The 23,164-nt window shown below is 42.8% G+C and carries 18 protein-coding genes and 4 pseudogenes; 16 read left to right on the top strand and 6 right to left on the bottom strand.

The window, feature by feature from the left end; genetic code table 11:
- The first annotated feature begins 110 nt into the window (after positions 1-110).
- Together LJE09_RS14525 and LJE09_RS14520 are read left to right on the top strand one after the other, a co-directional pair.
- A complete protein-coding gene (locus tag LJE09_RS14525; RefSeq protein ID WP_118574628.1) occupies positions 111-797 on the top strand; it encodes a DUF4317 family protein in 687 nt (228 codons plus the stop codon).
- Positions 749-931 (top strand): annotated as a pseudogene (locus tag LJE09_RS14520) (DNA-3-methyladenine glycosylase I); the annotation flags it as partial. The gene LJE09_RS14525 and the pseudogene LJE09_RS14520, both read left to right, overlap by 49 nt.
- A gap of 5 nt (positions 932-936) precedes the next feature.
- Here LJE09_RS14520 and LJE09_RS14515 read toward each other — a convergent pair.
- Positions 937-1,605: a restriction endonuclease gene (locus LJE09_RS14515; RefSeq protein ID WP_173703768.1), complete on the bottom strand. Its 669-nt coding sequence runs from the start codon at positions 1,603-1,605 to the stop codon at positions 937-939.
- Between the two features lie 503 nt (positions 1,606-2,108).
- Here LJE09_RS14515 and LJE09_RS14510 point away from each other — a divergent pair.
- The gene (locus tag LJE09_RS14510) at positions 2,109-2,828 is read left to right on the top strand and encodes a GTP pyrophosphokinase (protein WP_025578246.1); all 720 of its coding nucleotides are present in this window, start codon (positions 2,109-2,111) and stop codon (positions 2,826-2,828) included.
- Between the two features lie 9 nt (positions 2,829-2,837).
- On the opposite strand, the gene LJE09_RS14505 is transcribed toward LJE09_RS14510, so the two are convergent.
- Together LJE09_RS14505 and LJE09_RS14500 are read right to left on the bottom strand one after the other, a co-directional pair.
- Positions 2,838-4,217, bottom strand: coding sequence for an aldehyde dehydrogenase (locus LJE09_RS14505; RefSeq protein WP_173703767.1), 1,380 nt, complete (start codon positions 4,215-4,217; stop codon positions 2,838-2,840).
- Between the two features lie 114 nt (positions 4,218-4,331).
- On the bottom strand, positions 4,332-5,567 hold the full coding sequence (locus LJE09_RS14500) for an iron-containing alcohol dehydrogenase (RefSeq protein WP_118633276.1): 1,236 nt from the start codon (positions 5,565-5,567) through the stop codon (positions 4,332-4,334).
- A gap of 398 nt (positions 5,568-5,965) precedes the next feature.
- Between LJE09_RS14500 and LJE09_RS14495 the strand changes: the two genes are divergently transcribed.
- The 3 genes and pseudogenes from LJE09_RS14495 (at position 5,966) to LJE09_RS14485 (ending at position 9,608) form a co-directional block, all read left to right on the top strand.
- The gene (locus LJE09_RS14495; protein WP_008703350.1) at positions 5,966-6,664 is read left to right on the top strand and encodes an ABC transporter ATP-binding protein; all 699 of its coding nucleotides are present in this window, start codon (positions 5,966-5,968) and stop codon (positions 6,662-6,664) included.
- An 11-nt stretch (positions 6,665-6,675) separates the two neighbouring features.
- A pseudogene (locus LJE09_RS14490) lies at positions 6,676-9,068 on the top strand (ABC transporter permease).
- Positions 9,069-9,176: 108 nt separating this feature from the next.
- The gene (locus LJE09_RS14485) at positions 9,177-9,608 is read left to right on the top strand and encodes a DUF6465 family protein (protein ID WP_008703348.1); all 432 of its coding nucleotides are present in this window, start codon (positions 9,177-9,179) and stop codon (positions 9,606-9,608) included.
- Positions 9,609-9,765: 157 nt separating this feature from the next.
- On the opposite strand, the gene LJE09_RS14480 is transcribed toward LJE09_RS14485, so the two are convergent.
- Positions 9,766-11,148 carry an MATE family efflux transporter gene (locus LJE09_RS14480; protein ID WP_173703713.1) on the bottom strand — a complete coding sequence of 461 codons (1,383 nt, stop codon included), beginning with the start codon at positions 11,146-11,148 and terminating at the stop codon, positions 9,766-9,768.
- A gap of 247 nt (positions 11,149-11,395) precedes the next feature.
- Here LJE09_RS14480 and LJE09_RS14475 point away from each other — a divergent pair, with 247 nt between their 5' ends.
- Together LJE09_RS14475 and LJE09_RS14470 are read left to right on the top strand one after the other, a co-directional pair.
- Positions 11,396-11,938, top strand: a complete 543-nt coding sequence (locus tag LJE09_RS14475; protein ID WP_173701877.1) for a phosphatase PAP2 family protein — start codon at positions 11,396-11,398, stop codon at positions 11,936-11,938.
- A gap of 94 nt (positions 11,939-12,032) precedes the next feature.
- The gene (locus LJE09_RS14470) at positions 12,033-13,133 is read left to right on the top strand and encodes a DUF362 domain-containing protein (RefSeq protein WP_161275809.1); all 1,101 of its coding nucleotides are present in this window, start codon (positions 12,033-12,035) and stop codon (positions 13,131-13,133) included.
- Here LJE09_RS14470 and LJE09_RS18900 read toward each other — a convergent pair.
- Positions 13,091-13,243 (bottom strand): annotated as a pseudogene (locus tag LJE09_RS18900) (DUF6783 domain-containing protein); the annotation flags it as partial. The gene LJE09_RS14470 and the pseudogene LJE09_RS18900 overlap by 43 nt on opposite strands.
- Here LJE09_RS18900 and LJE09_RS18895 point away from each other — a divergent pair.
- A pseudogene (locus LJE09_RS18895) lies at positions 13,181-13,333 on the top strand (DUF6783 domain-containing protein). The pseudogenes LJE09_RS18900 and LJE09_RS18895 sit on opposite strands and share 63 nt — an antisense overlap.
- Positions 13,334-13,535: 202 nt before the next feature.
- On the opposite strand, the gene LJE09_RS14465 reads toward LJE09_RS18895, so the two are convergent.
- Positions 13,536-14,123, bottom strand: coding sequence for a cytidylate kinase-like family protein (locus tag LJE09_RS14465; protein WP_020993942.1), 588 nt, complete (start codon positions 14,121-14,123; stop codon positions 13,536-13,538).
- 598 nt (positions 14,124-14,721) lie between these two features.
- Here LJE09_RS14465 and LJE09_RS14460 point away from each other — a divergent pair.
- From LJE09_RS14460 to LJE09_RS14430, 7 genes are all read left to right on the top strand, one after another.
- Positions 14,722-15,540, top strand: a complete 819-nt coding sequence (locus tag LJE09_RS14460) for an FAD binding domain-containing protein (protein WP_025578234.1) — start codon at positions 14,722-14,724, stop codon at positions 15,538-15,540.
- On the top strand, positions 15,530-15,997 hold the full coding sequence (locus tag LJE09_RS14455; protein ID WP_008703339.1) for a (2Fe-2S)-binding protein: 468 nt from the start codon (positions 15,530-15,532) through the stop codon (positions 15,995-15,997). Before LJE09_RS14460 ends, LJE09_RS14455 begins: the two co-directional genes overlap by 11 nt.
- Positions 15,998-15,999: 2 nt before the next feature.
- The gene (locus tag LJE09_RS14450) at positions 16,000-18,417 is read left to right on the top strand and encodes a xanthine dehydrogenase family protein molybdopterin-binding subunit (RefSeq protein ID WP_118613574.1); all 2,418 of its coding nucleotides are present in this window, start codon (positions 16,000-16,002) and stop codon (positions 18,415-18,417) included.
- Entirely contained in the window at positions 18,414-19,505 is a 1,092-nt protein-coding gene (locus LJE09_RS14445) for a DUF6077 domain-containing protein (RefSeq protein ID WP_227311486.1), read from the top strand. The genes LJE09_RS14450 and LJE09_RS14445 overlap by 4 nt, the downstream gene beginning before the upstream one ends.
- Before the next feature lie 18 nt (positions 19,506-19,523).
- Positions 19,524-20,372, top strand: a complete 849-nt coding sequence (locus LJE09_RS14440) for a hypothetical protein (protein WP_118613578.1) — start codon at positions 19,524-19,526, stop codon at positions 20,370-20,372.
- 162 nt (positions 20,373-20,534) lie between these two features.
- Positions 20,535-22,112: a Na+/H+ antiporter NhaC family protein gene (locus tag LJE09_RS14435; protein WP_390388391.1), complete on the top strand. Its 1,578-nt coding sequence runs from the start codon at positions 20,535-20,537 to the stop codon at positions 22,110-22,112.
- A gap of 441 nt (positions 22,113-22,553) precedes the next feature.
- A partial coding sequence (locus LJE09_RS14430) for an IS607 family transposase (RefSeq protein WP_227311487.1) occupies positions 22,554-23,164 on the top strand: 611 nt, incomplete at its 3' end.

Here is a 23,164-nt window from a genome sequence, read left to right as displayed (position 1 = left end):
AGCAGGAAGCTCCCACTTCAAAATCTGTAAGATTTAAGTGGCGAGAGCATGTCACGTATGATATACTGACCATAAAAGAAAAGCTTTTTGGAGAGGATGGAACCATTTTGATGAATAAAAAAGATACAAAGATCAACCGAAATGATATGCTGGAATTAACCCGCAGGATGACATTATCCAGAAACTGCTTTGTGCGTGCAGCAGGAGCATATATAGATGATGAGGGATACATAGATAATACCTTCAATGTAAGCTTCAAAAATATGAGCAAACATGATCAGCAGGTAAATCTGGATCTTGCGAAAACCATTCCTTTTTCCAAAACAAATGAACAGTTAAAATGTTATAAATTCCCTGAAGGGGATATGGCATATGACAGCATCCATAAACTACTGATGGCATTATCACAATACGGATTAAAAGATGATCTTCTGGTTCAGACTCTCTGTGAACAGCTTGCGGAGGGAATCTGCAGTACAAGAGATTCATCAAATAGAACAAACCGTCTGCAGGGACAGGAGTTTGGAATTTATATTTATCATGGAATATATGATATTCCCAAGAAAGGCTCAGACCACAGCGAACAGTGGGAGTCAGAAGAAATATACAGTTTCCTGATCTGTGTGGTGGCTCCGGTAGATAAAGATTACAATGCCGGAACTCCAAAATGCGGCTTTATTTTCCCTGCCTTTGAAGACCGTTCCGCAGAACCTGGAAAAATAGATGTATTCTTTGAAATACCGGAGCATCCGGACGAAGGATTTCTGAAAAGTCTGATTGTATATCAAAAGATTTGAAAAAACGTGGTATGAAGTTCGTGGGGACAACGGTCATCTATGCCTATTTACAGGCAGTAGGAGTGCTTTGTTCTCACGAGCAGGGATGCTTTTTGGCAAATCAGAAAGCTGAGCATCATAATAGTTATTCATAAGACTGTTATTTCCTAATTTTTATCCATCCTGCATGAAGCAGATATACGCCTGCCGGAATCAGGGAAAGCATGTGTATATTTGTGCAGCTGCCTGTTTCTGCATATATCGGCAGAATGAGTGTATGAAATGCAAGATAAAGGTATGTGCCTGCAGCGATGAGATTACACAGAAAAAAACTCCAGCCGAAGATACCGGAAATAGAAGCTGTAAGAATGATGATCAGCGTCAGGGTATCAGGAACAAAGGGAAGATGAATAAAATCAAATTCAGGTTTCAGGGAGAGAAATGCGAGCACTGCGTAAAGAAAAAGCACTGCATTTAATAAACTCATGATTTTAAATGGTAAACTGTAAAAGGGTGTAACAGGGCAGTCAGGCCATAGTTCAACATCCAGTTTCTGTGCAAGCTGGGTTGCTGACTTTGTAAAGGTTATATTTGTCATTACAACAGCTTTATCGCAGTCGTAGAAGTTTGCACCTGCATAGGCTTCCTGAACGGCTTTATTTCCAACAGGATGGGTGTAATATTTACATTGTATCCCGTATTTTTTTCGATGTTTGAAAGCAATGATATCGATTCCCTGGTCTCCGGAGCTTTGGGTTACTTTTATTTTAGAAAAATGCTTTCGCTTTAGTATCTTTGCACATTGATATTCAAATTCATATCCATCCATGTGTTGAGTCTCCTGTATTATATAAAATTGTATAGCAGTCCTCGTAAATGATACATTTAAGAGGATTGCTATAGATGTAGTGCATATTTGCAATATATTATATCTGCAACATACCATTTATAGAAATTCAGGAAAATACTGTAAGTAATGAAATGGCTGGTGTTACGGTATTTTCCTGAATTACGATAACAGTCTGCAGCAAAATAAGAATACCATGTTTGATGATAAAGAACAAGTGTTTTGCGAAGAAAAGAAGAATGGGTTATTGTTTACTGGCTGGTTTACTGGTTGCGTTACTGGGACGTTACCGAGAATGGAATAAACAGTAACGAGAATGGTTACTCTTTGCGGGAATTGTGTTATAATAGTCTTTGATTTATTGCTGCTGAAAAAAGTGGACAGTTTATAGCGAGCCTATTAAATGCACTATTTACGAGGATTGCTATAGTAATTATACAAAACCGTAAGAGGGGGAGGAACATTTGAAAAATTTTGAAGAAATTATGTCGGAACGAAAAAACCGTATAGAAGCCAGAAAGGACGAGCTGATCCGCAGGAGTCTGCTGTCTGAAGAATTTCTGGAAATGATCCAGAAAAATAAAAGGCCCTTTGATCTGCTGATGTCTTACTATCAGTGTGCTGTCATGGAGATTGAGACAAAATTCAGAGTGCTGAATCAGGAGTATTCCCTGGAATATGATAAAAATCCTATCGAAGGTATTAAAACCAGAATTAAATCTTATGACAGCATTGTGCGGAAAATACGCAGAAAAAATATTCCCATGTCTTTAACTGCTATAGAAGAAAATATCAAGGATATCGCAGGTGTCCGGGTAATCTGTTCTTTTCCGGAGGATATCTATGAGCTGGCAGACAGCTTTCTGCGTCAGGATGATATTGTACTGATCGAGAAAAAAGATTATATAAAAAATCCAAAACCCAGTGGTTACAGAAGCCTGCATCTGATCGTGCAGGTGCCTATCTTTCTGCAGAAAAACAAAAAAATGGTAAATGTGGAAGTCCAGTTTCGAACTATTGCCATGGATTTCTGGGCAAGTCTGGAACATAAGCTTCGCTATAAAAAAGATATCCCGGCAGATCAGGCACAGCAATTGCAGGAGGAGCTTCTGGCGTGTGCCACCCAGAGTGCTCAGTTGGATAACCGGATGCAGGAAATTCGTAATCAACTGGTCAGCAGAGCTGATAAGGGGAATCAATCCTGAGAAAGTTCCTTATTTCAGGAACTTCCTCAATAATTTTTCATAAATTTTTCTATATGGTTGGTATCTCATTGGCAGATCTAGCCATGTTTTTTTGTCTACAATACTCTTATAGTGGGAGAAGGTATGAAAACCGTCTTTGCCATGGTAAGAACCCATTCCGCTTTCACCAAAGCCGCCAAATCCCATCTCACTGGTTGCCAGGTGGATGATGGTGTCATTGACACATCCGCCTCCGAATCCACAGTGGGAAGTAACTTTTTCCGCAGCTTCTTTGTCGGAGGTGAAGATATATAGTGCCAGAGGATGTGCCATGGAGTTGACCTTTTCGATGGCCTCATCCAGGGAATCATAGGCCAGCACAGGAAGCACAGGACCGAAGATTTCCTCCTGCATTACTGCATCCCCGAAGGTTACATTATCCATAACAGTAGGAGCGATCTGAAGAGCTCCCGGATTGTTGTCACCGCCGCAGACTACCTTGCTGGGATCGATCAGATTGCAGATACGAGTAAAGTGCTTTTCATTAATAATTTTCCCATAATTCTTATTATTCAGAGGTGTGGAACCAAACTGTTTCCTGATCTGTTTCTGGATCTGTCGGATCAGTTCATCCTTGATTTCTCTGTCGCAGTAAATATAATCAGGTGCTACACAGGTCTGACCACAGTTGAGATATTTTCCAAATACAATTCTTCTGGCTGCAAGTTTCAGGTTGGCACTTTTCTCTACAATGCAGGGGCTTTTACCGCCCAGCTCCAGGGTAACCGGGGTGAGATGTACAGATGCTTTTGCCATTACTTCCCTGCCAACATGCTGGCTTCCTGTAAAGAAAATATAGTCAAAATGTTCATTGAGAAGAGTGTTATTTTCCGCACGTCCGCCGTTTACCACAGCCACATACTGGGGATCAAAACATTCGGTGATAATGGTTTCAATCACCCGGCTGGTGTGAGGAGAGTAGGCACTTGGTTTCAGTACAACTGTATTTCCGGCTGCAATCGCATCGATCAGCGGATCAATGGTGAGCAGGAAAGGATAATTCCATGGGCTCATAACCAGGACAACACCATAAGGAGATGGCTTCTTATAGCTTCTGGAAGCGAACTGGGCAAGGGGAGTCAGTACTGTTTTTTCTTTTGCATAGGAAGGTGTATGGCGGATCATGTAGCTGAGTTCTGAGAGCACAAGTCCCACTTCACACATATAGGATTCAAAGTTACTTTTTCCAAGGTCACGTTTCAGTGCTTCATTGATCAGTGGTTCATATTTCTGAATACAGGTCTTTAATTTTTTTAAGGCATCCAGCCTTTTTTCTACCGGTAAAGTGACACCTGTGTAAAAATAGCTGCGTTGTTTCTGAACGATTTCTTTAATTTCTGTTTCTGTCATAATACATTATTTCCTTATATAATATAGATATCAGGTAACTATTGAGAGTCTGCAGGTTCCTGTATTTTGATATTTTTATAAAAAACGCTTTGCAGGATAGAAGAATATTAACAGTTACTTCTCAGCTTCTGAGGTATTTTCCTTGGAAGTCAGAGACATCAGCATGTAATAAAATTTCTCCAGTTCGGAGGCATCCATAAGCTTCGGCACAGGATACAGAGGATTGGCCTCTTTATCTGCATAATGGGCAAGCTTGAGGATATCTGTTTCCTGAATTTCTTTTACAATATTTACGATTCCCAATCGCTCTTTCATCTCTTCAATTGCCCGGATAAAAAGCTCTGCTGCTTCATGGTCCGGCGTATTTTTGTCTGCAAGTCCTGCTGCAATGGCAAGTCTGTGGAGCTTTTTGTCAATGCAGGAGCCATATTCCCGAAGTACCAGCGGCAGCAGAATGGCATTGGCAAGTCCATGGGGAACGTTGTACTGTCCACCCAGAGAGTGAGCGACTGCATGAACATATCCTACATAGGATTTGGTAAAAGCACAGCCTGCGTAGAAGGAGGCGTGGAGCATATTTCGTCTTGCCTGAATATTATCGCCATGCTCATAGGCAATGTCTATATTTTCAAAAATCAGTTTTATCGCTTTTAATGCATCCCTGCGTGTATCAATGGTGGTGGAATTGCCAATGTATGCCTCCACTGCATGAGTCAGGGCATCCATACCTGTAGTTGCGGTGATAAATGGGGGCAGGCTTAAGGTAACCTTGGGATCCAGCACTGCATAGCGGGGAATCAGCGGGAAATCGTTGATGGCGTATTTATATCTGGTGTCTGCATCTGTGATCACAGCGGCGAGAGTGGTCTCACTTCCTGTTCCGGCAGTGGTTGGAACTGCCATGAGAAGGGGAAGCTTCTTATGCACCTTCAGGATTCCCTTCATCTGAGCCAGAGACTGATTGGGTTTGACCGCACAGGCACCGACTGCCTTGGCACAGTCCATGCTGGAACCGCCGCCGAAACCGATGATGGCATCACAGCCTTCCTTATGGTAAAGCTCCAGGGCTTCGCGGACATTGACAGTAGTTGGGTTGGCAACTGTTTTGTCATAAATGGTATAGGGGATACCGGCCTCCTTTAAAGCTTTTTCCAGTCTTCTGGTAAGTCCAAGCTTCATGATACCGCCATCTGTAATGATCAGTACATGAGTACATTTGTGGCGCATGATGATTTCAGGGAGTTCTTTGACGCTTCCTGCGATTTTGGGTTTTCTGTAAGGTAAAAAGGGAATTGCAATGTGAAAAGCTTTCTGAAAAGCCCTGCAATATATTTTTCTGAGAGTGTTCATGGATAATTCCTTTCCTGGGGGCAGCCTGCTGCTTTGCAGACTGCCGGACAGCAGTTTCTTCAGAAAAAATATAACAAGGTAAAAAAGAAAAGTCAATATATTTTGATATTCAAAATTTATCTTTGGTAAAAGAGCTTATTCCGAGACATACGAGCCAAAATTCCATTGCCGCAGGCAATCTGGAATGAATTTTGGCTACGTTACTGTGAACGGAGTGAACAGTAACGAACATATCCATAAAATTTTACAAAACTACGAAAATCAGTTGACAATGGAGTAAGTTTATACTAACCTAAAGTTAGCAAAGTATAACAATATTGTAAAACAGCAGTGTTATTATATTAAAGAATTAAAGAAATTTGCTCCACAGGAAGTGGATATGAGGGAGGAATGAAAAAATGTTTTTGCAGATACAGGGAATTCAGAAGTCTTTTGGTGCAGGGGACAGCCGGGTGGATGTGCTGAAAGGGCTGGATCTTGACATTGAGAGAGGAGAGTTTTGTGTGCTTCTGGGTCCGTCTGGTTCCGGTAAGTCTACGCTTCTGAATATTATCGGTGGGATTGACAGTGCAGACGAGGGAAATCTGGTCATAGACGGGGAGCGTCTGGCAGATATGTCGGAGAAGAATCTGTCTTTGTACAGGCGTAAGCATCTGGGATATATTTTTCAGATGTATAATCTGATCCCCAATCTTACAGTGCGGGAGAATATAGAGGTGGGAGCCTATCTCAGTGATAAGCCTCTGGATGTAGATGAACTGCTCCATACGCTGGGAATCTATGAGCACCAAAGAAAGCTTCCCAATCAGCTTTCCGGTGGTCAGCAGCAAAGGACTGCCATTGGCAGAGCCATTGTAAAGAATCCGGATATTCTTCTTTGCGATGAGCCTACAGGAGCCCTGGATTATAATACCTCCAAGGAAATCCTGAAGCTGATCGAGACGGTAAACCAGAAATACGGCAACACCATCGTCATGGTAACGCATAACGATGCCATCAAAGATATGGCTGACCGGGTGGTGAAGCTTCGCGATGGGATGATCCGCAAAAATTACCTCAATGAGCATAAGATCCCGGCAGCAGAGCTTGACTGGTAAGGAGGCATATGATGAAAAATCCTTTACGCAAACGTCTGCCCAGAGAACTGAAGGGAGAACTGGGCAAGTATCTGGTTGTATTTATCCTGATGGTTGCATCCATTGGATTTGTGTCAGGCTTTCTGGTTGCAGATAACAGTATGCTTATTGCTTACAATGAAGGTTTTGAGAAGTACAACATAGAAGACGGAAACTTTCGCACAGCAGAGCAAGTCCACAAAACCCAGAGAGAAGAAATAGAGGCGCTGGGTGTGAAGCTGTATGATAATTATTATGTGGAGGAACCTCTGGATAATGGAAGCACCATGCGTTTTTTTAAAAACAGGCAGCAGGTGGACAAGGTCTGCCTGATGAAGGGAGAGCTGCCTGCCGGGACAGGAGAGATTGCCATTGACAGAATGTATGCAGACAACAACAATCTGTCTGTGGGAGATACGCTCCGGAGCGGAAAAAGAACCTGGAAGATTACCGGCCTGGTGGCACTTTCCGACTACAGCTGCCTGTTTCAGAATAACAACGATTCCATGTTTGATGCTGTGAAATTTGGGGTTTCTGTTGTGACTGAGGAGGAGTTTGATTCTTTGGATCAGGAAAAACTGCAGTACAATTATTCCTGGATCTATGACGAAAAACCGAAGACAGAAAAGGAAGAGAAAGAAGTTTCCGAGGATCTGATGGAGGATATGGGAAAGATTGTCACACTGGAGGCTTTTGTACCCCGGTATCTGAATCAGGCCATTACTTTTACAGGGATGATATGGGTGGAGACAAGGCCATGATGATCATGCTTCTTTATATTATTATGGTAATCATGGCCTTTGTATTCGGAATTACCATCAGCAATACGATACGGAAAGAAGCCGGTGTTATCGGTACCTTACGTGCGTCCGGATATACCAGACAGGAACTGATTCTTCACTATATGATACTTCCGGTGTTGGTTACTTTTGTGGGTGCACTGATCGGAAATATCCTTGGATATACTGTATTAAAGGATGTATGTGCAGATATGTATTATGGAAGCTATAGTCTTCCGACTTATGTGACCGTATGGAATGGGGAGGCATTTGGGCTTACAACTCTGGTTCCGGTAGTTATTATGCTGGTGGTAAATTACGGAGTGCTCAGACATAAGCTGAAGCTGTCACCGTTAAAATTCCTGCGCAGGGATCTGTCGGGAAGAAAGCAGAAGAGGGCAATTTATCTGAGTCCGAAGATGAAAATCTTTTCCAGATTCCGGCTTCGGGTGATTTTTCAGAATATGAGTAATTATATGGTTCTGTTTATTGGAATCCTGTTTGCAAATCTGCTGCTGATGTTCGGATTGCTGCTTCCTTCGGCACTGTCCCATTACCAGGTGGAAATCCAGAACAATATGCTGGCAAAATACCAGTATATGCTTCAGGTTCCGGTCAGCGCAGTAAGTGGAAATAAATTTGACGGTCTGATCTCTCTGCTGGAGTTTTATATGGATTCCAGAACAGACAATGAAGATGCAGAGGAATTTTCTGCTTATTCCCTGAATACACTGCCAGGAAAATATAAGAGTGAGGAAGTACTGCTTTACGGGATCGAACCGGACAGCAGGTATGTAACGATAGATTTTAATAATACAAAAGATAAAAAAGATGAAGCGGGGAATAAAGAAAAAGCAGATAACAAGAATACGGCAAATGCAGAAAAAGAAAGTGCAGCAGTTTATATTTCGAGCGCATATGCGGATAAATTCCTGCTTCATGTGGGGGATACCATCACTCTGAAAGAAAAATACGAAAAAGAGAAATATTCGTTTAAAATAGCAGGAGTTTATGATTATACGGCTGCCTTGTGTGTGTTTATGCCCCGCAGTGAACTGAATGATATTTTTGATCTGGGAGAGGATTATTACAGTGGGTATTTCTCAAATACAGAGCTTACAGATATCAAGAGCCAGTATATAGGATCTGTAGTTGACCTTGATGCACTGACAAAGATCTCCAGACAGCTGGATGTATCCATGGGAAGTATGATGGGTATGGTAAACGGATTTGCCATTATGATCTATATGGTACTGATCTATCTTCTTTCCAAGATCATTATCGAAAAAAATGCCCAGTCTATTTCAATGGTAAAAATCCTGGGCTATACAAATGGCGAGATCAGCAAGCTATATATTATGTCCACGTCTTTGGTGGTGGTGTTCTGTCTGCTTTTGAGTCTGCCGCTGGAAACAGTAATCATGAAAGTTCTGTTCCGGGAGATGATGCTGTCCAGTATTTCCGGATGGATCACGCTCTGGATCGACCCGATGATCTATGTGCAGATGTTTGCAGCAGGAATCATTACATACGGAATCGTTGCTTTGCTGGAATTTCGGAGAGTGAAGAAGGTTCCTATGGATGAAGCCTTAAAAAATGTCGAGTAGGACAAAATTTGATAAAAATTTGACATTGTCTGGAATTTGTGGTACGGTTACACAGGAAACTGTTAGAGCGACACGCTCTAGACCAATCAGTTGGAATAGGAGATTATTATGAGAAAAAGAACAACTTCAAGAGCAAAGGAAACTATTAAAGAAGCAACAACAAAGGCTACAGAAGCAGTCAAAGAGACAGTTGAGAAAACAACTGTAAAGGCTTCAGAAGTAATTGAAGAAGCAAAAGACGCTGCAGCTGATATTGCGAAGGCTCCGGTTGTAGAAGAAGCAAAAGAAACTGTAAAGAAAGCAGTAAAAGAAGTGGCTAAAAATATCGACATCAAAAAATTCGCAGAAACAACTATCGAATTACCTGGTTTTGCAGTTACAATGAGCTCCATCGAGGAAGCAATCAAAAAAGACATCAAAGACAAAGGCATCGAAGGAAAAGAAATCAGCGTTTATGTAAATGTTGAGCAGAAAGCCGCTTACTACACAGTAGACGGACAGGGCTCTGACGATTACAGAATCGACCTGAATACATTATAATCTGTAAGCGTTTTTTATAAACCGAAAATGGATGTCTGCAGGGATCTGGAAAGAAAATCTGCAGACATAAAAACAGCAGGATTGTTCATAGAATGAACAGACCTGCTGTTTTGCTTATTTATTATAGAACCACACTGCGGCGGATATGGATGATATCTCAGGAAGCTTTCTGCTCAAACAGATCATCCCTTGTAATATTCTGTGCCCATTTCCCTTGGCGGTAATGATGGAATACCCATGGCCATTTCACAAACTCATCTGTACAGAGCAGGAAGTAGACCCACAATACCGGAAGCTTCAGGACAAAGGCCGCAAAAAATCCCAGAGGTACCGCATATACCCACATATCAATGGTATCGCAGATCAGTCCGAACTTCGTATCACCGCCTGCGCGGAATACCCCGGCGATCAGGGCTGTGTTTACCGCAGAACCCATAATATAATAGGTATTGATAAGCAGCATGTACTTCAAATAATGCATTGCCCCGTCACTTAAGGATGCAAATCTCAGGACCAGAGGCGTGATGGCAAATACGATCACACCGCCAATGGCACCGGCTATAATGGTCATCTTCAGCATTCTGGAAGCATACACCTTCGATTTCTCCAGATCCCCTTTTCCCATTACATTTCCAAGAAGAATCGTTCCCGCACTGGCAATTGCAAAGCAGAACACAGAACCGATATTGCGGACAACCGTAACCAGAGAGTTGGCTGCAACGGCATCTGTTCCGAGATGTCCCAGGATCACAGAGTACATGGAGAAAGCAACACTCCAGGAAATGTCATTTCCAAGAGCGGGAAGTGACAGCCGGACGAAGTCGCCAAACAGCACCTTACTGCGGATAAACATAAAGGTCAGGTTCAATTTAACATCTTTGCTCAGGAAAGAAACGATCACGCATGCTGCCAGTTCGATCAGTCTGGAAGCAGCAGTTGCAATGGCAACACCTGTAGCACCCAGCTTCGGTGCGCCGAAAAGCCCGAAGATAAAAGTGGCATTCAGGATAATATTCAATATAAAAGCCAGCATATTCAATGCCATACTGATCGTTACACGTCCGATACTGCGCAAAATCGCCAGATAAATCTCTGTAATTCCCCAGCAGAGATATGTAATTCCCATAATCCTAAGATAAGAAGAACCGATAGAGATCAGTTCCTGATCAGAAGTAAAAATCTTCATCATAAGCTGAGGAGCAGTAAATGCGATCAGTGCTACGATTCCCGAGATTATGATGGAAAAGCGGAGAGCAATTCCCTCGATCGCATGAATAGCCTGCATATTATTTTTTCCGAAATACTGCGCACACAGAAGAGAGGCGCCTGTACCAAGTCCATAATATACCATAAACAGGATATTGGAGTAATTGGCAGCCAGAGACACCGCAGAAATCGCAGACTGTCCCACATAATTAAGCATAATTACATCTGCGGAGTTAACCGCTGCACTGAGCAGATTCTGGATAATGATCGGAATCGTCAGTTTAAGCATCTGCCGGTAAAAATTATCCTTACCGGCCGATAATGTGTTTATCATATTTACCCCCGTAATAAGTATTTGCCCAATCAGGCAGTTTTATTAGTCTGCTTTCAGCATAATCCTTCCGGCAGAAAAACGCTATCGGTATTTTGACTGATTTCTACGTTATTTTGACTTTTGAGTCCTTAAACAAATCAACTTTGCTTATAATACCTTGCACAAAAGAAGTCGGACTGATATAATTCGTATGTATTTTGAGAGGAATACATACTGTGACTGATAAAAAATATAATGGGAGAAGTTTATGGCGACATTACAGCAATTAGATATGAATATTTTACTGTGGATTCAGGAACATTTAAGGGTGGATGCCCTGACTCCGTTCTGGAGAGCAGTCACCTTCCTTGGAAACGGAGGATGGTTCTGGATCGTATTATGTGTGCTTCTGATCTGTTTCGGGAAAACACGCAAAACAGGAGTGACAGCGGCACTCTCGCTGCTGTCAGGGTTTCTGATCACAAATCTGCTGATAAAAAATGCAGTAGCCCGTCCAAGACCTTTTGATACTTATACACAGATCATTCCGCTGATCATCAGACCGAAAGACTATTCATTTCCATCCGGCCATACCTGCGCTTCCTTTGCCGTTGCACTGGTCTGTCTGCGGATGCTGCCCGGGAAATGGGGAATTTTGCCTGTTGTTCTGGCCGGAATGATTGCTTTTTCCAGACTCTATCTGGGCGTACATTATCCGGGGGATGTTCTGGCAGGATTTCTGGTGGCATTGCTCACAAGTACAGTGGCATGCAGGCTGATGCGGAGAACATTTTCACCTCAGAAAAGCTGACCGGTTCAGAAGAAAACTTCCGGGGGAAATACAAAAAGATATGCAAAAATCAGCAGAAAATATTCGAATGTAAAGTGTAAAGGATAATCTTGTAATGAACAAAAATGAAATCTATATAAAGAGCGGAACCAATTACAAAGAAATGACAAAGGAACTGCTGGCACAGTGCGGCCTGGCGTCTGTAATTTCAGACAAAAAGATGCAGATTGGTATCAAGCCTAATCTTGTATCACCTTCCGAGGCTTCATGGGGAGCTACCACACATCCGGAAATTGTGGCGGGAATTATTGAGTATCTGCAGGAAAACGGATATGGAAATATTGCCATTCTGGAAGGCTCCTGGGTGGGAGATAAGACCACAGAAGCATACGAAGTGTGCGGATATCGTGAACTAACGGAAAAATATCAGGTGCCTTTTTGGGATATGCAGAAAGACAAGGGGATTGAAAGAGATTGCAGGGGGATGAAACTGAATGTCTGTGAACGTGCGGCAAATATCGATTTTCTGATCAATGTTCCGGTATTGAAAGGCCATTGTCAGACAAAGATCACATGTGCATTGAAAAATATGAAAGGATTGATCCCCAATACAGAGAAGCGTCATTTTCATGCGATGGGACTGCATGAACCGATTGCACATCTGAATGCGGGGCTCCATCAGGATTTTGTCGTGGTTGATAACATTTGCGGAGATCTGGATTTCGAGGATGGCGGAAATCCGGTAGTGATGAACCGTATCTGGGCGGGGACGGATCCGGTACTGATCGATTCTTATGTATGTCAGATCATGCATTATACAACGAAAGATGTACCGTATATTGAACTGGCAGAGAAGCTTGGGGTTGGAAGTACTGATCTGAAAAATTCCCGCATCATATACTGTGAGGAAAATGCCCGCAAAGAACTTCCGAAATCAAGAAAAGTGGTAGAACTTCAGGATGCAGTAGAAGAAGTAGAATCCTGCAGTGCCTGCTATGGTTATCTCATCCCGGCTCTGGAAATGCTTAAAAATGACGGCCTTTTCGAGAAACTGGACACGAAAATCTGCATCGGCCAGGGATACCGCGGAAAAACAGGAAAACTGGGTGTAGGTGCATGCACCTGTAAATTTGAACATAACGTAAAGGGATGTCCTCCAACAGAGAATCAGATTTATGATTTCCTGAAGCAGTATATTCTGGGAGAAAATAAATAATATGATATCAGGGTCCTAGAGCGTGTCTGAAAAAGGCTTTCTGCAGGATGTGCGTCACAATTTGTGGGATATTTTGCCCGGATGAGGGCGCCGTAGTGGGCTACGGCAACTGAATTCGGGTGAAATATCCCGCAAAATGGGGCGTGCAGATTGCGGGAATGATTTTTCAGACACGCTCTAGTACATCGTTTTCGAAATAACTATACCACTCACTTGTCTGCGAATCCGATTGCACAGGTCTAAAAGCCTCAGCGTAGCCCGCTACGCCTGCGTTTTTATACCAGCACACTCGAATCCGCATCCTACGCGATTGGTATAGTTATTTACGAAACGATGTACTAGGTTCAAAAAGTCGTTCGTGCCTGCATGATAAGACTTTTGAATCTGGAACCCTGTTTGATTTTACAATGCCATCTTTATCATCTGTATAATTTTATCCTGCTCAAATTTACTGCTGTCAAATGCCAGATGATACTGGGAAATATCTTTCCATTTCTTATCTGTAAAGTACTCATAATAAGTACGCCGTTCTTTATCCACTTTCTTAACCAGCTTCTGTGCACTTTTTTCTTCCCGTCCCGTACGCTCGATGACAGTCTGTACACGATACTCAAATGGTGCATGGATAAATACGCTCAGGCATTTATTGTCGAGGATGTGATTGGCGCATCGGCCAACGATCACACAATCTTCTTTCTCAGCAGCATCCAGAATAATTTTTCGCTGAAGATCAAAGAGCACATCATTCATGGGAACAAAGTGAAAATCGCTGTCCATTTGAAGTTCATGGTCAATGGGAAAACGCCACTGGCTGCCACGTTTCTCATCAACCTTGGCAAGCAAATCAAAAGGAATATTCTCTTTCTGAGCTGCAATATCGATCAGCTCTTTGTCATAAAAAGCAAATCCAAGCTCTTCTGCCAGAGCTTTACCAATCAGGCGGCCATTACTGCCGAGCATCCTGTTTATTGTAATCACGCGTTTACTCATAATCAAACCCTCCTTTATGACATCTCTGTTATTGAACGATATAGATTCAGGCGGATATTCGCAAATTGTACCTGTTATCTGCAATTAACAGTGATAAGTCTTTTATTTGTGAACATTATAACATTGATACTTGAAAAAATCCAGTAAAATATATAAAAAACCAAATATATTACGAAAATATTTAGGTACAGTGCACAAAAACGATTCGCAATGAAACAAATGATACAGTTAATCCGATAATATTTTGAAAAGTGTTTTTTTGGATAGTTTTATCAATAGACACTTTTGGCTGTCATATGCTAGAATTAGAGTAATATTTACAGCAAGCAGCAAAGCGGATGATATTGTCCGCCTGACCAGGATTACTGCCGAGACATACAAGCCAAAATTCCATTGCCGCAGGCAATCTGGAATGAATTTTGGCTACGTTACTGAGAACGGAGTGAACAGTAACAAAAATTTATTTATGAAATAGAGGATATTTATAGATTTTTTCTTTAAGCTATGGTATTATATTAAATTGGCTGTCTGACGACAGATCCGAGTCAAAATATTACAAGAGATATGAAAAGTATGTAAGAAAGGGATACGATACATAATGCTGAAAATCAAAAGCTATGTAAAGGTAAACAGTCTGGCGGAAGCTTATGAACTGAACCAGAAGAAAACAGCCCGTATTCTTGGGGGAATGGTCTGGATGAAAATGGGCAACAGAGCAATATCCACAGCGATTGATCTTTCCGGTCTGGGGATGGATGCGATTTCGGAGAATGATGACGAATTTGTCATCGGATGTATGACTCCGCTTCATGACCTGGAGACAAATGAAGCTCTGAATACCTACACACATGGAGCTATGAAAGAAAGCCTTTGCCACATTGTAGGCGTACAGTTCAGAAACTGTGCCACTGTGGGAGGAAGCATTTATGGAAGATATGGTTTCTCAGATGTTCTGACCATGTTCCTGGGAATGGATACATGGGTAGAATTATATGATGCAGGCCGTATTCCACTGACTGAATTTGTAAATATGAAGAAGGACAATGACATCCTTGTAAATATCATCGTGCGAAAAGAGCCACTTCTTACCTGTTACTTAAGTCAGAGAAACATAAAAACAGATTTCCCGGTGCTGACCTGTGCAGCTTCTGTGATCGGAAATGAGGCAAGGACTGTGATAGGTGCCAGACCTGCACGTGCCATGATCGTGGAAGATAAGAAGCAGATCCTGAAGAATTTCCGGAACATGACAAAAAAGCAGAAGGAAGAGGCGATCGAAGCCTTTGCAGAATATGCGGCAGAGAACGTTCCTACTGCAGGCAATATGCGAGGATCAAAGGAATACAGAACCCTTCTTGTAAAAGTATTGACAAGAAGAGCCTGGGAAGCAGTAGGAGGGATGAAAAATGAATATTAATTTCTGGCTTAACGGAGTGAACCGCCACGCAGAGATCTCCCCGGATACACTGCTGATCGATTTCTTAAGAAAACAGGGCTGTTTCAGCGTGAAAAGAGGCTGCGAAACTGCGAACTGTGGTCTTTGCACAGTTCTTATGGACGGTCGTCCGGTGCTTTCCTGCAGTACACTTGCAGCACGCATTGAGGGAAAGAAAATCGTTACATTGGAAGGAATGCAGAGAGAAGCGCAGGAGTTTGGAAGCTTTCTGGCGAATGAAGGTGCGGAACAGTGCGGTTTCTGCAATCCGGGATTTATCATGAATGTATTTGCGATGCTCAACGAGATCAAAGATCCCACAGAGGAGCAGATCAAAGAATATCTTGCGGGAAATCTGTGCAGATGTTCCGGTTTTGTTTCCCAGACAAGGAGTATCCTGAAGTTCCTGAAATATAAGAAAGCACAGGAGGAAGCATAAAGATGAAATATGTAAATCAACCTGTACGTAAAACAGATGCAATGTCACTGGTAACCGGAAAGCCTGTCTATACAGATGATCTGGCACCAAGGGACTGCCTGATCGTGAAGATACTGAGAAGTCCCCACGCCAACGCCTGGGTGGAAGATATTAAAACAGGTACTGCCGAGAAGGTGGCCGGAATTGCATGTATCCTTACCTATAAAGATGTGCCTCAGAAACGTTTTACCCTTGCCGGCCAGACTGCACCGGAGATGAGTCCGGATGACAGACTGATCCTTGACCGTCATGTACGTTTTGTGGGAGATGCAGTTGCCATTGTTGCGGGTGAGACAGAAGAGGCGGTAGATAAAGCATTGAAGAGAATCCGCGTAGATTACCGCGTGGAGACACCGGTTCTGGATATCCACAAGGCAAAAGATAATCCGATCCTGGTCCATCCGGAGGATGACTGGAAGCTGAAAATTCCTCTTGGCGGAGACAACAAAAGAAACTTATGTGCATCCGCAGTGGAAGAACATGGAAATGTAGATGAAGTTCTGGCAAAGTGTAAATATACTGTAGAGCGCACTTATCATACAAGAGCAAACCAGCAGACTATGATGGAGACTTTCCGCACAGCCTGCTATATGGATCATTTCGGCAGACTGATCGTTCTGTCCTCAACACAGATCCCATTCCATGTGCGAAGGATCGTTGGAAGGGCACTGGACATTCCTGCTTCCAAAGTACGTGTGATCAAGCCAAGGATCGGTGGCGGCTTTGGTGCAAAGCAGACCTCTGTCAGTGAGATCTATCCGGCGATCGTGACCTGGAAAACAGGCCGCCCGTCCAAGATGATCTTCTCCAGATATGAGTCCATGATCTGCTCTTCACCGCGCCATGAGATGGAGATCACAGTACGCGCAGGTGCAGATGAAAATGGTATCATCAAGGCAATTGATCTTTATACTTTGTCCAACACTGGGGCATACGGAGAACACAGTTCTACAACAGTAGGACTCAGCGGTCATAAATCAATCGCTCTTTACAGACATACAGAAGCCTACAGGTTTGCTTTTGATGTTGTCTATACAAATGTGCAGGCTGCAGGTGCCTATCGTGGTTATGGTGCAACCCAGGGTATTTTTGCAGTGGAATCTGCAGTAAATGAGCTGGCACATAAGATGGGAATGGATCCTGTTAAGGTAAAAGAAATGAATATGCCTGTAGAGGGCGGTCCTCTTCCGGGATATCCGGATGTTCCTTATGCACAGAGCTGTTCCATGGACCGCTGTATGGCGCGCGCCAAAGAGATGATGGACTGGGATTCCAAATATCCATGCAGGGATATGGGAAATGGCAAGGTCCGCGGAGTCGGTGTTGCCATGGCTATGCAGGGATCCTCTATTGCAGGAGTTGACGTAGGCGGCGCAGATATTAAGCTGAATGAAGATGGTTCTTATACACTGGCACTTGGATGTACGGATATGGGAACAGGCTGTGATACCGTTATGGCGCAGATTGCGGCTGACTGCCTGAATACGCCTATGGATAACATAGTAGTATTCAGTGTGGATACGGATATTTCTCCTTATGATTCCGGTTCCTATGCTTCCGCTACAACCTATACCACCGGTGTAGCGGTTATGAAGGCCTGTGAGGAGCTGAAGAAAAAAATCTGTAAGCTTGGCGCAGAGATGATGGAAGTAGATGAGAGAAAAGTTGATTTTGACGGTTCCTGTGTATTCTATGATGAGACACTTGAGATAAGCGATGGGGCAGAGGGAAATGCAGCAGGTCATATGACAGATGCAGAAGAGGGCTATAGTGTTGATATGGATGCCATCAGTTCTGAAAATGCCCAGAAGAAAGTTTCATTGGAAGATATTGCATTAAAGAGCACTTTCTTTAACAATATCGAGCTTCAGGTTGTGAAACAGCATTCTTCACCGATCTCGCCGCCGCCGTTTATGGTAGGTATGGCAGAAGTAGAGGTGGATACAGAGACAGGCAGTGTGGATGTTCTGGATTATGTGGCGGTTGTTGACTGCGGTACACCGATCAATCCGAATCTTGCACGTGTACAGACGGAGGGCGGTATTGCACAGGGAATTGGCATGGCTCTCTGGGAAGATGTACAATATACAGATAAAGGTAAGATCCGCAACAACTCTTTTATGCAGTATAAGATCCCAACCAGACAGGATATCGGAAATATCCGCGTGGATTTCGAGTGCAGTTACGAAAAGAGCGGTCCTTTTGGTGCCAAATCCATTGGTGAGCTTGTAATTGATACTCCATGTCCGGCACTGGCTGAGGCAATTTATAATGCAACAGGTGTGCGTCTGACAGAGCTTCCGATGACTCCTGAGAAGATTGCCATGGAGATTTTGAAAAACCGCGAATCCATCCGGTCAGGGACAAAGGTGGAAGAATGAGAGAATTATGCCTTGCCTGTGCAGGTTTTGCCCTGGAGTTTATAGTTTTTTATGCAACAGGCATTGTTCTGGTCCGGATATTGAAAGTAAAAGGGGATTGTTCCCTGACTTTCATACTGGGATATCTGGTTTACTTTGCAGTGTTTGAACTGGTGATCGTACCGATGACACTGAAATGGGTATCTCTGACAGCTGCGGCTTATATATGGGCAGGAATTATGGCTCTGGTTATCTGCGCAGCTGTGATCTGCACAATAAAAAAACAACGGAGAATACGTGCCGGACAAATGGAAACATGTAGTGGGATTTTTGGAAGCATTTCTGAAATATGGAAAAATCACTCTGTGATGATTATCCTTGCAGGTGCCGTAGTATTGCTGCAGTGTCTGATTGTGATCTTTTACGAGGATACAACAGTAGATGCGGCGTATTATGTAGGTACAGTGAGTGCTTCTGTATACACAGATACTCTTGGCAGATATAATCCCTTTAACGGAGCGATCCAGAAGGCATTTCAGGCCAGATATGTTTTTTCCGCATATCCGATGCATAATGCAGTGTGGTGCAGACTTCTGGGAATCCATCCCATTGTGCAGGCAAAGCAGGTAATGTCATGTATGAATGTAGTGACTGCCAATCTGATCATTTATCAGATCGGTAAGAGACTGTTTGACGGAAACAGGAAGAAAGCAGATCTGATGCTTGTCTTTGTCTGTGTTTTACAGCTGTTTTGCGGTACGATTTATTCCTCCGGAACTTTTTTCTTTACCAGAAGCTACGAGGGAAAAGCCATCCTTGCCAACATTGCCATCCCTGCAGTTCTCATGTGTGCCGTCTGGTATCTGCAGGAGAAAAACAGCAGGAATGTCTGGATCATATTGTTTGTCACAGCGGTCAGTGCGCTGACATTTTCCGGTTCTGCTATCATCTTTCCTATCGTGATCGCAGCGGGAATGGCTCCGGCGGCAGTTATGAATAAGAGATTTTCAGGGCTGGTATATTGTGCAGTGTGTATGCTTCCGTCGGCATTATATGCAGCTGTATTTTTTGCATGCAGAATTGGTCTGCTGACGCTGGCTGCATCATAATACAGAAAGGAGAAAAAAATGGCAGGTGTAACAATTCAGGAACTGGGACTGCGCTTTGTTGATGCATGTATGAAGCTGTACTGGGGTTCCTGCTGGTATCCTCTTCTGTTTGCTGTAGGACTGATCTGCACACTGGTCCTGGGGAGAAAAAGAAAGTCCGGGATATTTATCGGCTATACAGTATTTCTGCTGCTGACAGTATATAATCCGCTAGTTGTAAAATATCTTATTGCAAAGGCGAAGTTTGAGAATGAATATTACCGGTTTATCTGGATTCTTCCTGTGATCCCGGCGGTTGCCTACTATGGAGTCAGACTTGTGACCGCTTTTAGAAAGACCTGGATAAAAGTTCTTATGGCTGCAGCTGCGCTGACAGGTTTTGTGATCCTGGGAAATCCGCTGGACGGGGTAGTGACCAATTTTGCAATGGCAGAGAATATTTATAAGGTGCCCAATGATCTGCGTGCAGTCTGCGACGTGATCCACCAGAACCAGGAGAATGATTTTCCAAGGGTTGTTTTTGACGGCAGTCTTAACAGCATTGTGCGACAGTATGATGCGGGGATCGCCACTGTAATAAGCAGAAATGCAAGTATCTACAGATCAGGCAGTACAGTGGCGGGAAACTATGATGAGAACAGCAGTTTCTATAAAAGACAGAAAGCATTGCTGGATGTGATCGATTATCATATCTATGAAGATAAAGAAGGGTTTCAGGCTGCGTTGAAGAAATCAAAGACAGATTTCGTAGTAACACAGATCGGGCTGGTTGACCATGATTTTCTGACAGAGTGTGGTTGTGAACTGATCGCACAGACGGAATCTTGCTACATTTACAGATTTGATTATAGCAATCCTCGTAAATAATGCATATTGATCCGGCTCATCAGAGCGTGAAATTCTGCCAAGCTGTTTCAAATGCATTAATTAAGAGGCGTGCTATGATCGAAATATCATATATCTTACAAGAGAAGGAGAAAAGAAATGAAAAGTAACATAAAAAGACTTTCGTTCTGCCTTTCAGCACTGATGCTGCTGATACTGGCAAGTCCGCTGACTGTACTTGCAGCAGAGGAAGAGGTGGCTGCATCTGCGAAATTTTACGGCACATTCTGGTCGTTGGTTCCGCCGCTTGTTGCCATTGCACTGGCACTGATCACCAAAGAAGTATACAGTTCACTGTTTGTAGGAATACTGGTTGGTGCACTGTTTTACTCTAATTTTAATTTCGAAGGAACAATCCTTCATATTTTTGAAGGCGGAATGATCAGCGTTCTGACAGATTCTTATAATATGGGTATCCTGATCTTCCTTGTTATTCTGGGAACCATGGTATGTCTGATGAACAGGGCAGGCGGTTCCGCAGCATTCGGACGCTGGGCCGGTAAGAGGATTAAAAGCAGAGTTGGTGCGGAACTCTCAACCATCATTCTTGGTGTACTGATCTTTATTGACGATTATTTTAACTGTCTGACAGTAGGAAGCGTTATGCGTCCTGTGACAGATAAGCACAATGTGTCCCGCGCAAAGCTGGCGTACCTGATCGATGCCACAGCAGCACCGGTATGTATCATTGCACCGATTTCTTCATGGGCTGCGGCAGTCAGCGGATTTGTAGAAGGAGAGGATGGAATTACTCTGTTTGTACATGCAATTCCCTATAACTTCTACGCACTGCTTACGATCTTCATGATGGTGGCAATGGTTCTTATGAAAGTAGAATTCGGACCAATGGGTGTTCATGAGACAAATGCTTTAAAAGGCGATATCTACACAACACCTGCACGTCCTTATGCAAACGCGTCTGAAGATGAGAAAAGTAATCCGCGTGGCAAGGTGATCGATCTTCTGATCCCGATCATAAGCCTTGTAATATGCTGCGTAATCGGTATGATCTATACAGGTGGTTTCTTTAGCGGAACTGATTTTGTAACTGCATTTTCACAGAGTGATGCATCTGTGGGACTGGTGCTTGGAAGCTTCTTCGGACTGGTTATCACGATTGTTTTATATCTGATACGTCGTGTTATGAATTTCAGAGACTGTATGGCGTGTATTCCGGACGGATTCAAGGCAATGGTACCTGCGATCCTGATCCTTACTTTTGCCTGGACATTGAAGGCCATGACAGACAGCCTTGGTGCATCTGTATTTGTATCTGCAATTGTTAAAAGCTCTGCAGGCGGGCTGATGAATTTCCTTCCTGCAATTATCTTTGTGATCGGGGCTGTTATCGCATTTGCGACAGGTACTTCATGGGGAACCTTTGGTATCCTGATCCCGATTGTTGTTAATGTATTCTCAGGAACAAATCATGAACTGATGATCATCTCTATTTCTGCATGTATGGCAGGTGCTGTATGTGGAGATCACTGTTCACCGATTTCCGATACAACCATCATGGCATCAGCAGGTGCACAGTGTGAACATGTAAATCATGTCAGCACACAGCTTCCCTATGCAATGGTTGCAGCAGCAGTATCTTTCCTGACTTATATTATCGCAGGATTTGTACAGACAGCATGGATCGCACTTCCTGCAGGAATCGTTCTTATGGCGATCACCCTGGTGATCATCCGATTAAAATTCGACGATCTGAAAATGTAAATAAAACCGGGCAGTCAGCACAATGCATGACTGCCCATAATTTTTTTATAACAAGGTTACTGTTCACACATCACTATCCCGCGAGGTGTTTTGGCATGAATATGCCAAAATCCCGAGACATACAAGCCAAAATTCCATTGCCGCAGGCAATCTGGAATTTTGGCTACGTTACTGTGAACGGAGTGAACAGTAGTGAACAGTAACCTGGAAATTTTTTCAAAAGGGCAGGAATGGGGAATCGCCTTGTATTTTGTTGGATTTTATTGTATGATATCGAGTGACAGGATATCTCGTTACTGTTCATTTTGTTCTCAGTAACGATATCTTTTTTGTCACTGATTTTATCAAAAAGGAGGATTTTTAAGCGATCAATAATATTGATATTAGTGATTAAATATGTTAAAATGTGCTCATGGAGGTATTGCTATGAACACATCGAATATCACTAATTATAAACCAAAAGATTTTGCTGAATTATTAGGTGTCTCTGTGAAAACATTACAGCGTTGGGACAGGGAAGGAACGCTAAAAGCAAATCGAACTCCAACTGACAGGCGTTATTATACTTACAGCCAATATCTTCAATTCAAAGGCATAAATACAGAGAATGATACTCGACAGGTTGTTATTTATGCAAGAGTTTCTACAAGAGATCAAAAGGATGATTTACAGGATCAGGTATCGTTTTTACGTCAATTCTGTAATGCCAGAGGAATGATTGTAGACCAATGTATTGAAGAGTATGGCAGTGGTTTAAACTATAACCGCAAAAAGTGGAATCAGCTGTTAGACGAAGTAATGGAACAGAAAATTAAAACCATCATAGTTACACATAAAGACAGATTTATCAGATTTGGGTATGACTGGTTTGAAAAATTCTGTATGAAGTTCAACACAACTATAGTGATAGTGAACAATGAAGAACTATCACCGAAAGAAGAACTTGTACAGGATATTGTATCTATACTTCATGTTTTTTCCTGTAGATTGTACGGGCTTCGTAAGTATAAAAAACAAATAGAAAGGGATGAAGAGATTGCTAAAGAGCTTCA

It is taken from the genome of Blautia sp. DFI.3.45 (genome assembly GCF_020593505.1).
Lineage (GTDB): Bacteria > Bacillota > Clostridia > Lachnospirales > Lachnospiraceae > Blautia_A > Blautia_A wexlerae.
This window is presented reverse-complemented; position numbering and strand designations above follow the sequence as displayed.

Bases quoted from the DNA above. Each gene is read 5' to 3' on its own strand.
- LJE09_RS14510 (WP_025578246.1), top strand. From the start codon at position 2,109: ATGTCGGAACGAAAAAACCGTATAGAAGCCAGAAAGGACGAGCTGATC.
- LJE09_RS14485 (WP_008703348.1), top strand. From the start codon at position 9,177: ATGAGAAAAAGAACAACTTCAAGAGCAAAGGAAACTATTAAAGAAGCA.
- LJE09_RS14500 (WP_118633276.1), bottom strand. From the start codon at position 5,567: ATGAACACTCTCAGAAAAATATATTGCAGGGCTTTTCAGAAAGCTTTT.
- LJE09_RS14455 (WP_008703339.1), top strand. From the start codon at position 15,530: ATGAATATTAATTTCTGGCTTAACGGAGTGAACCGCCACGCAGAGATC.
- LJE09_RS14515 (WP_173703768.1), bottom strand. From the start codon at position 1,605: ATGGATGGATATGAATTTGAATATCAATGTGCAAAGATACTAAAGCGA.
- LJE09_RS14495 (WP_008703350.1), top strand. From the start codon at position 5,966: ATGTTTTTGCAGATACAGGGAATTCAGAAGTCTTTTGGTGCAGGGGAC.
- LJE09_RS14475 (WP_173701877.1), top strand. From the start codon at position 11,396: ATGGCGACATTACAGCAATTAGATATGAATATTTTACTGTGGATTCAG.
- LJE09_RS14450 (WP_118613574.1), top strand. From the start codon at position 16,000: ATGAAATATGTAAATCAACCTGTACGTAAAACAGATGCAATGTCACTG.
- LJE09_RS14505 (WP_173703767.1), bottom strand. From the start codon at position 4,217: ATGACAGAAACAGAAATTAAAGAAATCGTTCAGAAACAACGCAGCTAT.
- LJE09_RS14470 (WP_161275809.1), top strand. From the start codon at position 12,033: ATGAACAAAAATGAAATCTATATAAAGAGCGGAACCAATTACAAAGAA.
- LJE09_RS14480 (WP_173703713.1), bottom strand. From the start codon at position 11,148: ATGATAAACACATTATCGGCCGGTAAGGATAATTTTTACCGGCAGATG.
- LJE09_RS14435 (WP_390388391.1), top strand. From the start codon at position 20,535: ATGCTGCTGATACTGGCAAGTCCGCTGACTGTACTTGCAGCAGAGGAA.
- LJE09_RS14525 (WP_118574628.1), top strand. From the start codon at position 111: ATGAATAAAAAAGATACAAAGATCAACCGAAATGATATGCTGGAATTA.
- LJE09_RS14445 (WP_227311486.1), top strand. From the start codon at position 18,414: ATGAGAGAATTATGCCTTGCCTGTGCAGGTTTTGCCCTGGAGTTTATA.
- LJE09_RS14440 (WP_118613578.1), top strand. From the start codon at position 19,524: ATGGCAGGTGTAACAATTCAGGAACTGGGACTGCGCTTTGTTGATGCA.
- LJE09_RS14460 (WP_025578234.1), top strand. From the start codon at position 14,722: ATGCTGAAAATCAAAAGCTATGTAAAGGTAAACAGTCTGGCGGAAGCT.
- LJE09_RS14465 (WP_020993942.1), bottom strand. From the start codon at position 14,123: ATGAGTAAACGCGTGATTACAATAAACAGGATGCTCGGCAGTAATGGC.